We start from the raw sequence: 12,527 nt of genomic DNA, 5'->3' as shown, positions 1-12,527 counted from the left end.
GCATCTGATCGACTATGTTTATAGCGAAGGTCGTTGAGCAACGATCTTAAACAATCCCGTTCAGGCGAGGCCGCCCATGAATATCATCCATGGCACTAACGATATTACCGTCTACGAACCCCATGATCTGGAGGTCGATGGACAATTGATCAGTCATAATGTCTGGGTTGAAGGCCATCGCACCAGCGTTCGGCTGGAGGCCGTTATGTGGCAGGCATTGCATGAGATTGCGGAACGGGAGGCCATGTCCATTCACCAGGTGATCAGTGTCGTCTCCCGGCGCCAGCATCAAAACGCGTCGCTCACGGCGACGATCCGCGCCTTCCTGGTCGCTTATTACCGCTCAGTTTCACGCGGGAACAACCAGTCTTTATTGCAGGACTTCAACCGCAGCTGATCCACAAACGGCATATAACCGATGCAGTGCATCGTGTAAAATGTGGATGAGCAGATCCGGGCTTTGCTTACATTATACCAGAAGCACAAAATCATGACCGATGAGACGGCGGCGACTGCAGCCGCGCGGACCATGCCGCGTAGCCAAAAGCGCTGAAGCGCCCGCCGGCGATTGAGGGGCCCGAAAGCGTGACCATAGATCATGATTTCGTGCAGCTGCTATTATGTCCTGTCGCAATGATCGCAACCGGTCACCTGCTTCAATCTCCAGGGCCAATATACGTGTGCTCGGCGACAACGCCAGTCTCGCACGGCAGCAATTGCCGCTCTTCAGCCAGAAAACGGCTGAGCAGACCATAGCCATAGCGCTGGACGGTTGCTTCCAGTTGCAGCCGCTCCTGTTCGGCGTCACGCAGCAGACCGATCCGCGTTAATCCGAGAATACGGCAATATCGTGCCAGCGAGGCATGGAGGATGGCCCCGCGTTCTGCGGCGCTGTGCTCTGCCTGTTCAATTTCGGCAAGCCCTTCAATGCGGCGCCCCAGTTCGACCAATGCCAGACCCCGCCGGGCATGAAGCACATTATCCAGCAGCGGCGAAGCGGCGGCGGCCGAGATGGACAGGGCTTCATTGCACAGGGCAAGCAGTTCGGGATAACGGCCCTGCCGTTGCAGGATCTCTCCAGCATAGACACGCGCATAAATACGATTGAACGGATAGCTGCCGTCATCCGCCCGTTGTAACGCCTGTTGCATCAGCGCCGACGCGTCCAGCCCCTGATGAAGCTGGCAGCGGGCGCGCATGATGGCGATCAGCATCGGGCAATCCACCATCATGAAGCGGCCCGGATGATGGGCCTGCCAGGCGTCCGCCCGGTCGGCAAGATCAAGCAGCTTCTGCGCTTCCTCCAGGTTACCCGCTTCGATGTGACAGCAGGCAGCAAGGATCTGCACCTCCGGATGCGCGGACGAGGGCTGACCTCCCCCGGACAGCCTTAGCGCCCGGTCAGCCAGTGACAAGGCATGATGCAGCCCGCCATAGACCCATTCGTAACTGACCTGCTGAACCAGCCCGGCAAGGGCCCGATCCTCATCCCCCGTCTGATGGGCCAGTTCGACAGCGCGCTCCAACTCCGCCAGGGCACGGTCGCGATCACCGGCCGGCATGGCCGCCCGCGCAAGGATCAACCGCAGGTCAATACCGGTCCGCGCATTCTCTCCATCCATCGGCAATTGATCATTGGCCCGCACGGCGAGAGCAAACAGGGAGACGGCCTCTGCCGCCAGCGAGCGCTGCAATGCCTCCTTCCCGGCGGCACGGCCGGCACGGACTGCCACCGGCCAAAGCTTGGCATTGTCAGCATGACGGGCCTGGGCCGCAAGCCGGCCCGGCAACTGAGCAAAATGCTCTCCTTCCAGCAACTCCGCCACCCGGCCATGCAGCCGCTGTCGTTCCCGCCGGGTAATGCCTTCGTAAACCGCTTCATGCATCAGGGCATGATGGAAACTATATTCCAGCCGCGGCAGCAAACGTGTTTCATCAATGAATCCTGCATCGGACAAGCCTGCCAATGGCAGGCTGGGCACGGTGCAGCCGGTAAGGGCGGAGAGCAGACCGATGTCAAAGGTCGGGCCGATGACCGCGGCGGCCCGCAAGACATCGCGGGCCGCCGCCGCGAGACGATCGGTGCGGGCTGCCAACAGCGCCTGGACCGAATCCGGCAAGCGGCGTGATGTGGGCGTGCCCAGCCGCATACCACCAACCGGGCCCGCCAGCGCCTCCTGATCCACCAGCACCCGGACACATTCGATCAGAAAGAAGGGGTTCCCCTGCGCCCGACGCTGCAGCTCATCCTTTATGGAGGCCAAAGCCGGATCACGGCCCATATAGCTGTCCAGCAACGCCCGTGCATCACCCGCATTCAGGGGCGAAAGGACATGACCGCGGACCTCCCCCGCTTCCGTCAGTATTTCGGGCGGGCGCACAGCGCGGTTACTGCCGAGAATCAGGATCGGCTCGCCGCGGCACCGCCGCAACAAGGCGCAGAGAACCGCCAGCAACTCGCTGCCGACCCACTGCAAATCTTCGACCACCAGCAGAATCGGGCGGCGCCGCGCCGCGACAATGGCCAACTCCGCCACGGCACGGGCGGCCATTGCCAACCGCTCCGTCGCAGCGGCCGGTGATATGTCGGCCACAGGGTGCAACAACCCGGCTAACGCTTCCGCCAGAGGGTGAGAGACACCGGCCGCCAGAATCGCCGCCAGACTTTCCGCAGCACTGCCCCCGGCGGGGCAATCCAGCAATTCGCCGACAAGTTCCTGCAGTAATTGGGGCGCCCCCACCGGTTCAATGGCAGAAATCGACCATTCCACCACCCGCACGCCACGCCAGCGGGCCTCTGCCGCCAGCAAGGATAGCAGGCGGGACTTACCCAACCCCGCTTCTCCACTGACAATGTGCATGAGGGGGGCAGGCTTTGCCGCCGGTGTCTCCGGATTATTCGACAGCGCCGCCAAAGCACTGGATAATGTACGTCGCAGCACCTCCCGCCCGACCATGGGCAGTTGTTGGCCACGATGCAGGCGGCGGCGGCGAACACCTAACAGTTCGAACGTGCCGATCCTGTCCAGTGCCGTCAGCGACACAAGGTCGGCAGCCCGCATATCCACCCAATCGGCTGCCAGCGCGGCGGTACTGTCCGCCAACCGGACCCGATTGGGTTGGGATGCCTGCTGCAGCTTCGCTGCTGCATGCACGGCACGGCCGACGGCGGGGGACCCGTTCTGGTGGCGAAGCGCGCTGCCATCCCAGACAATTTCACCAGAACACAGGCCAACACGGACAGCACAGGTCTGGCCTCGCGCAATCTCCCGCACGATGGCATCGGCAGCAGCACAGGCCCGCACAGCATGGTTTTCTTGCGCGGCCGGGGCACCGAAGACAGCATAAACGCCATCACCCAACCTTTGGCAGACCGTGCCGCCATAATGTTGGATGTGCCGCACCATCACGTCCATCACCCCATTCAGAAGATCGCGCGCGTCTTCCGGATCACTGGGGGCGATCAACTGCGTCGAGTTGACGATGTCACAAAAAAAGATCGTCGCCGTGCGGCGGTCAGCCTCTTCCGTCGCGCCAAGATCAGCACGCTGCGCGCCAGGCGCGATGAAGCCGAACTGCAAGCCTGCTGCCGACACGTTGTCCACCTTCACGCCATCACACCCCGGCCAGCCCGGCAACGGCTAAACCAAGGAACGACGCGCCCAACGTATTACAAAAGTACAGATCGTCAGGATAGCACCACCAACGGTCGGTGCAATAGCCGACTTTATCTGAAGATACCGGAAGAAAAGTTCAGTATTTGAATTATAACATATGCGATACCCAGGCAATGCCGACGCCTCTTTTATGATAGGCTATCCAGAGCGCTGTCTTTGGTTCGCGTGGATGACGACCGGCCATGTGCACCTTAGGTGGCTGCCGCGGCCATGTAATATGATCGGTCATGATTTCGTGCTGCTGGCACAACACCGTGACGATCGTCCATTGAGCAGTTCAGCCATGGCCAAAAATGCCCGGGCGCCGGTGCGTAGGGCCAAAATTGCTGCGCAGTCTGTTCATTAATTTTTAGCCAATCTACCCCATCATGCGGTTGGGGCCATGCGGATGGCTGGCGCCCGTTGACGCAGCGCAGGGCATTATTCTTGTGGGACGTACCCCATTGTGGAATAATGCATCTGTCTTATTGGTCCGTTCACAGGACATGGCACCCGTTATGAAGCCAGCGACCGGTTACACAAACCGCCCCGTCTCCGAGGATCCCCGCGATGTGGAGGCTTGGGGTTTGACCGAAGCAGCCCGGCGCCTGATCCATGCGCGTCAGGCACCGGAGAATCCGGAACTGCTGCGTCAGGCTCTCTCGCTCAACCAGCGGCTCTGGACCATTTTCCAGACCTCCATGGTCGATCCGGAATGTCCGCTGCCGCGTGATGTGCGGGACAATATTCTTACTTTGTCCATCATCGTTGATCGGCAGACCTTTGATCGGCTGATTGACCTGGATACGACAAAGCTTGATCGGCTGATTGATATTAACCGGGCGGTGGCGACAGGGTTGTCGCAGCGGCCGGCGGCGGGTAACAGCCCTGTCGCCGCCCCGTCCCAGGCCTCTGCACCGGTCCCGCCGCCGCCGATGCCGAAGCCCAATCACCCGCCAATGCCAAGTGGCAAACTGAGCATATCGATCTGATCGATATCCGGCCGTTTCAGACGAGTGATTGATTGCATTTTATCTAATTCCGACCTAGAATGGTCGGTAATTCGGTTCTCCTGCCGATCATGGATCTTGGAAAGGGTCTGCCATGGTCACGTCCATTCTCTCTTCCAGCAGCACTGATACTGCCGCCAGCCTCGCCGCCGCCAGCCAAGCCATTGCTGAAGGCAAGGTAAAGGCTGCCCAGGCCGTCGCGGATCTGTCGACAATTGGCGATAGCGTTGCCGCGCTTCAGGAAAAGCAGAAGAAGCAGGAAGAACAGTCGCTGGCGCAGTCCAAGATCAATGTTCAGACCCTGGAAAAGCAGGTTAACAAATCCGCCTATGCCACCACCAGTTCGGCCACCGATATTGGCAATCTGGTAGCAGACAGCACTCGACTGAATGTCTACAGCGCCCTGAAGAAGGGCGACAAGGGCGATGTTTATCGCTTTACCACGCAGGGAACCGGCTCGATCACCTTGGGCATGGTCAGCGATCCGGGACTGCGTGTGCAGGTGATGACCCGCTATGGCGGGGTTCTGGCCGACAGCAAGGAAGGCACTGGCAAGAGCAACGAAAGTTACAAGGCCCTGCAGAATGGCGACCTGAAGCTGGACAATGGTGAATATTTCATCAAGGTCACCCATGATGGCACCACCTCGCTGGACGAGAAGGGCAAGCCCATCGAGGACAAGAATTACGCCATCCAGCTGTCGAAGGGTCTGTACAAGACCGACTATGATACCATCGCCAAGCAGGCGACGGCCGCCAGCAGCACACCGCAACTTTCTTCCGCACAGTTGGAATTGCAGAACATGCTGCAAACCCAGTCCTACACCCCAACAGGGGAGAGTGGGACGCAGAAGCTGATGGGCATGTTCGGCGGCTGATATCGGATTAGGGACATGAAAAAGGGCGGTGAGGCTGCAGCCTGACCGCCCTTTTGCGTTTGTACGGCCGTCACTCTCAGCGATGTTCCCAGCCGCCTTGGCCGATGGGCATTTCCACACCACCCATGCCCAACACCGCCACACCCACCGGGCCTTCCGTCACCCGGCCGATGCGGGTAACCGTGATGCCGGCGCTGCTGGCGGCAGCGGCAATATCATCGCCCTTGCCGGCCGGGGCGGTGAAAGCAACCTCATAATCATCACCACCGGTCAGCACGGCGCTCAGCAGCTCCGGCTGGCGGGTGACCAGACGGGCAGCGGCGGGCGACAGCGGCACCGTGCGGGCATCCAGCGCGATGCCGACATTGCTGGCCGTGGCCAGATGACGCAGGTCACCCACCAGACCGTCAGAGATATCCAGGGCCGCTGTGGCAAAAACCCGCAGGGAGGCAACCAGTTCCAGCCGGGGAGAGGGGCGGCGCAATCGTCCCACCAGATAGGCACGGTCGGCATCCGGCACCGGCTGGGCCAACGTGCCCAAGGCCAGTTTCAGGCCCAGGGCGGCATCGCCAATATTGCCGGTGACAAACACCGCATCACCCGGCCGGGCGCCCTTGCGCCGGATCATCGTGCCGCGTGGCACGATGCCCAGCGCATTGATGGTCAGCGATAGGGGCCCCTGGGTGGAGACACTGTCCCCCCCCAGCAGGTTGATCTTGAAGGCGCGCTGCGCAACGCCCAATCCGGCGGCAAAGGCGGCGACCCATTCATCGCTGGTGCCGCGCGGCAGCGCCATCACCAGACTATAGGCCAGGGGTTCGGCCCCCTTGGCCGCCAGGTCCGACATATTGACGGCCAGGATCTTGTGCGCCAGATCGGCCGGATCATCGCCGGGCAGGAAATGCACACCGGCCACCATGCCATCGCAGGTGGCCACCAGCTGCTGATCGGCCGGCACATCCAGCACGGCCGCATCATCCGTCAGATCGAAGGCGCCGGGCACGCCCACGGCCAGCGGCCGGAAATAGGTGGCAATCCGGCCGAATTCCCCCAACCCTGCCCCTGCCTTGGCCTGCGTCACGAACCGGCCTTCTTGGCCGCCGCCTTGGCTGCCATTTCCTCCGGCCGCAGGGCGCGGGCCAGCTTGTCCAGCACGCCATTGATCATGCCGGGCTCCCGCCCCGCGAAGAAGGCGTGGGTGACGTCGATATAGTCATTGATGATGATGTGCGGGGCCACCGGGGCATTGGCCAGCAATTCCCAGGCCCCGGCGCGCAGGATGGCCCGCAGCAGCAGTTCCATCCGGTCCAGCGACCATTGCCGGTCCAGCAGACCGCCCAGCAGCTCATCCACCTCGCCCAGACGGGCCTGGACGCCGCGCACGATATCGCCGAACAGCACCGGTTCTGCCGTCACGAACTCGTCGCCATCCTGCTCCTGCCCGATGCGGTGGCGGACGAATTCCATGATCACCGCATCGCTGGACGTGCCGGCAAGATCGATCTGGTACAGCGCCTGCACTGCTGCCAGACGGGCAGCGCTGCGCCGGGCCTTGGCAGAGCCGGTGGGCTTGATCTTGGGCGGCGGCTCCGGCTTGGGCGGCAGGGCGATCTTCTTGCGCGGCGGCATGATTCAAAACTCAGCGGGAAAAAAGGCGGAATTGCTGTTTCAGGGCGATCATCTGCAAGCAGGCATTTGCGGCAAAGCCGCCCTTGTTCTTCTGATTGACGGCGGCACGCACCCAGGCCTGTTCCCGGTTCTCGGTGGTCAGGATGCCATTGCCGATGGCCAGCGTGTAGCGCAGGGCCAGATCCTGCAGGCCACGCGCGCTTTCATTGCACACGTAATCATAATGGGTGGTTTCACCCCGGATCACGCAGCCCAGCGCCACATAACCATCAAAACGGCGGCGACCGGAATAGAAATCCATCGAGCGGACGGAGAACTGGATGGCTGCCGGCACTTCATAGACACCGGGCACCTGGAAAATTTCATAGGTGGCGCCGGCCTTCTCCAGCTCGGCCACGGCACCCTTCACCAGTTCATCGGCGAGATCCTCGTAGAAGCGGGCTTCCACGATCATGATATGGGGCGCGTCGGCCATGGCTGATTCTTCCTGTAAAAAGACGAAAGCGACGGGTTGCCGGCAACTCAGAAGGCGGTGGGTATGGCGCGCTGGCCGACAATGGTCAACCCATAGCCTTCGAGGCCCACCACCGTCTTTTTGGTATTGCTCAGCAAAACCATCTCCCGCACGCCCAGATCGTTGAGGATCTGCGCGCCGATCCCATAGTCGCGCAATTCGCCCGACGGTTCCAGATTGCCGTCATCGACATTGCGCACCCGGTCGGCCAGGGAGAAGGGCTGTGCGTCGCGCATGACAACCACCACGCCGCGATCCTCCCCGGCGATGGTGCGCAGGGCGCCTTCCAGGCCGCCGCGCGGACCATGGCGGGTGTCACCCAGCAGATCCTTGACAATATCCAGCGAATGCATCCGCACCGGCACCGGGCCGGGGGCGGCGACATCGCCCTTCACCAGGGCGATATGTTCCGCCCCGCTCATCCGATTGCGATAGATCACCATTTCGAAGCGGCCACCGAAATGGCTTTCCAGCGTGGTGCGATAGCTGCGCTCGACAATGGTTTCAGTGCGACGGCGATAAGCAATCAGGTCGGCAATGGTACCGATCTTCAGCCCGTGCAGCTGGGCAAACGTCACCAGATCCGGCATCCGGGCCATGGTGCCATCGTCATTCATGATCTCGCAGATCACGCCCGACGGGTTCAGCCCGGCCAGCCGGGAGAAATCGACCGAGGCTTCCGTATGGCCGGCGCGCACCAGCGTGCCGCCATCGCGGGCCAGCAGCGGGAAGACATGGCCCGGCGTCACGATATCGCGCGGATCGACATTGCGGTCGATGGCCACCTGAACGGTGCGGGCGCGGTCAGCGGCGGAAATGCCGGTCGTCACCCCTTCCCGCGCCTCAATCGACACGGTGAAGGCTGTCTGGTGCCGGGTGCCGTTCTGCTGCGCCATCAGCGGCAGGCGCAGCCGCTCAATCTGCTGGCTGTCCATGGTCAGGCAGATCAGGCCACGGCCATAGCGGGCCATGAAATTGATCGCTTCCGGCGTCGCCATCTGGGCCGGGATGACCAGATCGCCTTCATTCTCCCGGTCCTCATCATCGACCAGGATGAACATGCGGCCCTGGCGGGCCTCCTCGATCAGTTCTTCGGTGCTGCTCAGCACCGCGCGGTCATCCGGCGGCAGACGGGATTCGGGAGCGGACATTTTCAGCCTTCTTTTCCAACCAGACGGGCGACGTAACGCGCCAGCATATCGACTTCCAGGTTCACCCGCGCCCCGGCCCCGATCTGGCCGAAGGTGGTTTCCTGCGCGGTATGGGGGATGATGTTCACGCCGAACACATCGCCCTCAACCTCATTCACGGTCAGGGAGACGCCATTCAGCGCCACCGAGCCCTTGGCCGCGATATAGCGGGCCAGATTGGCCGGGGCCTGGAAGCGCCAGCGGTGGCTGTCGCCATCCGGCGTCACCGACAGCACGGTGACAATACCATCGACATGGCCATAGACCAGATGCCCCCCCAGCTCATCCCCCAGCTTCAGGGAGCGTTCCAGGTTGACGGGCGTGCCCACCACCCAGTCGCCCACCGTCGTCTTGGCGATGGTTTCCGCCGACACATCGACGCGATAAGCGCCGGCCAGCTTCTCAATGACCGTCAGGCAGACGCCGTTGGACGCGATAGACGCGCCCAACGCCACCTGCGACAGGTCATAGCGGGTCTCGATCGTCAGGCGAAGGTCGCCACGATGCTCGATGTCGGCAATCCGGCCGATGTCGGTGATGATGCCTGTAAACATGCGAATAAATTAGGTCGATAAGGCGCAAGTTGCGAGCGGGATTTCTCTGCGGTTCACGCATGGCCCCGCTGTGCGGACACGCCCTTGTCCCTCAACGGGACCGGGGCACGGCACGGCGATAGCGTTCCAGCAGATCGTCGCCCAGCGGCAGCACATCCACCCGCCGGAAACGCAACGCATCGGCCAGATCGTCAATGCCGAAACCGGCCGCCGCCCCCAGCCCGTCGCCGCCAATGACCATCGGCGCCCGGAACCATTCCAGGCGATCCACCTCCCCCGCGCGCAGCAGGGAAGCGGCCAGCCGGGATCCCCCTTCCGCCAACACCCGTGTCACCCCCCGCGCTGCCAGCGCGCGCAGGGCAGTGCCGATGGCGATTTCGCCGGGGGTTTCCGGTTCAATCTCAATCAGTTGTACACCGCAATCGATGAAGGCCTGGGTCCGCGCAGCCTCCGCCCCGTGACGCAGGGTGACGATCCAGGTCGACACCCTGGTCGCCTGCTGCACCAGCTTGGCCGTCAGCGGCAGACGCAACCTTGTATCCAGCACCACCCGCACCGGCGAGCGATCCTCCAGCCCCGGCAGGCGGCAGGTCAGTTCCGGATCGTCGGCCAGGGCCGTGCCGATCCCCACCATGATGGCATCATGGTTCGCGCGCAGGCGATGCCCCTGTTCCCGCGCCGGCGCGCCGGTGATCCATTGGCTGTGACCGCTGCGGGTGGCGATACGGCCGTCCAGGCTGGTGGCCATTTTCAGGCTGACCATCGGCTTGGCATAGCGGATGCGGTTGATAAAACCTTCGTTGAGCGCCTCCGCCTCCGCCGCCATCAGGCCGGCATCCACCTGAATGCCGGCTTCCCGCAGCCGACGGATGCCGCCGCCGCAGACACGCGGATCCGGATCTTCACAGGCCACCACCACCCGCGCCACCCCGGCAGCGATCAGCGCCTCCGAACAGGGCGGGGTCTTGCCATGATGATTGCAGGGTTCCAGGCTGACATAGGCGGTGGCGCCACGCGCAGCATCGCCCGCCTGAGCCAAAGCCTGGGTCTCCCCATGCGGCCGGCCGCCGGGTGCGGTGACCGCCTGGCCCAGCACCTGGCCATCCTTAACGATCAGACAGCCCACCGAGGGGTTGGGCCAGACCCGGCCCAGCCCCGTTTCAGCCAGGGCCAGGGCGGACGCCATATGGGCATGGTCCGCCGGCGAAAAACCAGATGCCGGCATCGGCGAAGTTCCACTCACTCAGGGGCAAGCACGTCGGTGCGCAGGGTTTCAACGAACTGGTTGAAATCCGTCGCCTCCCGGAAATCCTTATAGACGGAGGCATAACGGATATAGGCGACCTTATCGAGCGCCTTCAGGCTGTCCATCACCATGGCGCCGATCTGGGTCGCCGGGATTTCCGTCTCCCCGGAACTTTCAAGCTGACGGACGATGGAATTAACCACACGGTCAATCCGGTCTGCATCCACCGGGCGTTTGCGCAGGGCGATGCGCATGGAGCGCAGCATCTTTTCCCGGTCAAACGGCTCCCGCGCGCCGGAGCTTTTCACCACGGTCAATTCGCGCAGCTGTACCCGCTCGAATGTCGTGAACCGGGCACCGCAGGACGAACAGAAACGCCGCCGCCGAATGGCCGAGTTATCCTCGGTCGGGCGGCTGTCCTTCACCTGGGTGTCGTCATTCCCGCAGAACGGGCAGCGCATACGAAGCCTCCATTCATCCCTGTATTTTTTATTCTAATTCATTGGCGTGCAAAACAAAACCGCGCCCTGTATGCCAGGGCGCGGTGTCACTCACATTACAGGTTCGGATAAATCGGGAACTGGCGGCACAGTGCCTGCACCCGTTCGCGCACCCGGGTTTCCGCCGCGCTGTTATCGCCATTGCTGACGGCCAGCGCGTCCAGCACCTCCACGATCATGTCGCCGATCTGGGCGAATTCGGCTGTGCCGAAGCCGCGCGTGGTGGCGGCCGGGCTGCCCAGACGCACGCCCGAGGTGACGAAGGGCTTTTCCGGATCGAACGGCACGCCGTTCTTGTTGCAGGTCATGCCGGCATTTTCCAACGCATGTTCTGCGGCCTTGCCGGTCAGCTTCTTCGGACGCAGGTCCACCAGCACGATATGGCTGTCGGTGCCGCCGGACACGATATCCAGACCGCCGGCCACCAGCCGTTCCGCCAGCACCTTGGCATTGGCAACGACATTGGCGGCGTAGGTCTTGAATTCCGGCCGCAGCGCCTCACCAAAGGCCACGGCCTTGGCGGCGATGACATGCATCAGCGGGCCGCCCTGCAGGCCGGGGAACACGGCGGAGTTGATCTTCTTGCCCAAATCCAAATCATTGGACAGGATCATGCCACCGCGCGGGCCGCGCAGCGTTTTGTGCGTGGTGGTGGTCACCACATGGGCGTGCGGCAGCGGGTTGGGATAGACGCCCGCGGCGATCAAACCCGCATAATGGGCCATGTCCACCATGAAATAGGCGCCGATCTCATCAGCGATCTTGCGGAAGCGGGCAAAATCGATGGCGCGCGGATAGGCGGAACCGCCAGCGATGATCAGCTTGGGCTTATGTTCGCGCGCCTTGGCTTCCAGATCGTCATAATCGATCAGGTGGGTGTCGCGGGTCACCCCGTAGGAGACGACCTTGAACCACTTGCCGGACTGGTTGGCCGGCGCACCATGGGTCAGGTGACCGCCGGCGGCCAGATCCATACCCATGAATGTGTCGCCCGGCTGCAGCAGGGCCATGAAGACGGCCTGATTGGCCTGAGCGCCGGAATGCGGCTGCACATTAACATATTCACAACCAAACAGCTTCTTGGCGCGTTCGATTGCCAGCTGTTCAGCGATATCGACATATTCGCAACCGCCATAATAGCGCTTGCCCGGATAGCCTTCCGCGTACTTGTTGGTGAGGACGGAGCCCTGGGCTTCCAGCACGGCGGCGGAAACGATGTTCTCCGAGGCGATCAGCTCAATCTGTTCCTGCTGCCGGGCCAGTTCCTTGGCAATACCCTGATACAGATCGGGGTCGGCGGCGGCCAGCCGGTCGGAAAAGAAGGGGGAACCCTGAATGCTGTCCATGATCG

Annotated in this window: 12 protein-coding genes; 3 read left to right on the top strand and 9 right to left on the bottom strand. The window is 62.4% G+C overall.

From position 1 onward, the window contains the following. Positions 1 to 76 precede the first annotated feature (76 nt). Positions 77 to 397 (top strand): ribbon-helix-helix domain-containing protein, encoded by a 321-nt coding sequence (locus CHB97_RS17555; protein WP_089289292.1) that lies wholly within the window; start codon positions 77 to 79, stop codon positions 395 to 397. A 259-nt stretch (positions 398 to 656) separates the two neighbouring features. On the opposite strand, the gene CHB97_RS17550 is transcribed toward CHB97_RS17555, so the two are convergent. Further along, complete coding sequence (locus tag CHB97_RS17550; protein WP_160105978.1) at positions 657 to 3,611, bottom strand: adenylate/guanylate cyclase domain-containing protein; 2,955 nt, start codon at positions 3,609 to 3,611, stop codon at positions 657 to 659. Between the two features lie 551 nt (positions 3,612 to 4,162). On the opposite strand from CHB97_RS17550, the gene CHB97_RS17545 reads away from it, so the two are divergent. Together CHB97_RS17545 and CHB97_RS17540 are read left to right on the top strand one after the other, a co-directional pair. Beyond that, complete coding sequence (locus tag CHB97_RS17545; RefSeq protein ID WP_371333112.1) at positions 4,163 to 4,648, top strand: flagellar biosynthesis regulator FlaF; 486 nt, start codon at positions 4,163 to 4,165, stop codon at positions 4,646 to 4,648. A gap of 112 nt (positions 4,649 to 4,760) precedes the next feature. Further along, positions 4,761 to 5,543, top strand: a complete 783-nt coding sequence (locus CHB97_RS17540; protein ID WP_089289289.1) for a hypothetical protein — start codon at positions 4,761 to 4,763, stop codon at positions 5,541 to 5,543. A gap of 76 nt (positions 5,544 to 5,619) precedes the next feature. Here CHB97_RS17540 and thiL read toward each other — a convergent pair whose 3' ends face one another. The 8 genes from thiL to glyA all read right to left on the bottom strand — a co-directional run bounded on the left by thiL (position 5,620) and on the right by glyA (position 12,522). Beyond that, the gene (gene thiL / locus CHB97_RS17535; RefSeq protein ID WP_089289288.1) at positions 5,620 to 6,624 is read right to left on the bottom strand and encodes a thiamine-phosphate kinase; all 1,005 of its coding nucleotides are present in this window, start codon (positions 6,622 to 6,624) and stop codon (positions 5,620 to 5,622) included. Continuing rightward, positions 6,621 to 7,172, bottom strand: coding sequence for a transcription antitermination factor NusB (gene nusB / locus CHB97_RS17530; RefSeq protein WP_089289287.1), 552 nt, complete (start codon positions 7,170 to 7,172; stop codon positions 6,621 to 6,623). The genes thiL and nusB overlap by 4 nt, the downstream gene beginning before the upstream one ends. Positions 7,173 to 7,182: 10 nt before the next feature. Beyond that, positions 7,183 to 7,647, bottom strand: a complete 465-nt coding sequence (locus CHB97_RS17525) for a 6,7-dimethyl-8-ribityllumazine synthase (protein WP_089289286.1) — start codon at positions 7,645 to 7,647, stop codon at positions 7,183 to 7,185. A 47-nt stretch (positions 7,648 to 7,694) separates the two neighbouring features. Further along, complete coding sequence (gene ribB / locus CHB97_RS17520; protein WP_089289285.1) at positions 7,695 to 8,837, bottom strand: 3,4-dihydroxy-2-butanone-4-phosphate synthase; 1,143 nt, start codon at positions 8,835 to 8,837, stop codon at positions 7,695 to 7,697. A gap of 2 nt (positions 8,838 to 8,839) precedes the next feature. Then, entirely contained in the window at positions 8,840 to 9,430 is a 591-nt protein-coding gene (locus CHB97_RS17515) for a riboflavin synthase (RefSeq protein ID WP_089289284.1), read from the bottom strand. Positions 9,431 to 9,521: 91 nt separating this feature from the next. Continuing rightward, positions 9,522 to 10,655, bottom strand: a complete 1,134-nt coding sequence (ribD, locus tag CHB97_RS17510; RefSeq protein WP_244559586.1) for a bifunctional diaminohydroxyphosphoribosylaminopyrimidine deaminase/5-amino-6-(5-phosphoribosylamino)uracil reductase RibD — start codon at positions 10,653 to 10,655, stop codon at positions 9,522 to 9,524. A 14-nt stretch (positions 10,656 to 10,669) separates the two neighbouring features. Continuing rightward, positions 10,670 to 11,137 carry a transcriptional regulator NrdR gene (nrdR, locus tag CHB97_RS17505; protein WP_089289283.1) on the bottom strand — a complete coding sequence of 156 codons (468 nt, stop codon included), beginning with the start codon at positions 11,135 to 11,137 and terminating at the stop codon, positions 10,670 to 10,672. A gap of 95 nt (positions 11,138 to 11,232) precedes the next feature. Further along, a complete protein-coding gene (gene glyA, locus CHB97_RS17500) occupies positions 11,233 to 12,522 on the bottom strand; it encodes a serine hydroxymethyltransferase (protein ID WP_089289282.1) in 1,290 nt (429 codons plus the stop codon). Positions 12,523 to 12,527: the final 5 nt, after the last annotated feature.

Source organism: Azospirillum sp. RU38E (assembly GCF_900188385.1).
Taxonomy (GTDB): Bacteria; Pseudomonadota; Alphaproteobacteria; order Azospirillales; family Azospirillaceae; genus Niveispirillum.
Note: the sequence above shows the minus strand (reverse complement) of the source record. Positions and strands in the feature narration are given on the sequence as shown.

Excerpts from the sequence above, each read along its gene's own strand:
- CHB97_RS17545 (WP_371333112.1), top strand. The coding sequence starts at position 4,163 with ATGGCACCCGTTATGAAGCCAGCGACCGGTTACACAAACCGCCCCGTC.
- nrdR (WP_089289283.1), bottom strand. The coding sequence starts at position 11,137 with ATGCGCTGCCCGTTCTGCGGGAATGACGACACCCAGGTGAAGGACAGC.
- nusB (WP_089289287.1), bottom strand. The coding sequence starts at position 7,172 with ATGCCGCCGCGCAAGAAGATCGCCCTGCCGCCCAAGCCGGAGCCGCCG.
- ribD (WP_244559586.1), bottom strand. The coding sequence starts at position 10,655 with ATGCCGGCATCTGGTTTTTCGCCGGCGGACCATGCCCATATGGCGTCC.
- glyA (WP_089289282.1), bottom strand. The coding sequence starts at position 12,522 with ATGGACAGCATTCAGGGTTCCCCCTTCTTTTCCGACCGGCTGGCCGCC.
- CHB97_RS17525 (WP_089289286.1), bottom strand. The coding sequence starts at position 7,647 with ATGGCCGACGCGCCCCATATCATGATCGTGGAAGCCCGCTTCTACGAG.
- ribB (WP_089289285.1), bottom strand. The coding sequence starts at position 8,837 with ATGTCCGCTCCCGAATCCCGTCTGCCGCCGGATGACCGCGCGGTGCTG.
- CHB97_RS17540 (WP_089289289.1), top strand. The coding sequence starts at position 4,761 with ATGGTCACGTCCATTCTCTCTTCCAGCAGCACTGATACTGCCGCCAGC.
- CHB97_RS17515 (WP_089289284.1), bottom strand. The coding sequence starts at position 9,430 with ATGTTTACAGGCATCATCACCGACATCGGCCGGATTGCCGACATCGAG.
- CHB97_RS17555 (WP_089289292.1), top strand. The coding sequence starts at position 77 with ATGAATATCATCCATGGCACTAACGATATTACCGTCTACGAACCCCAT.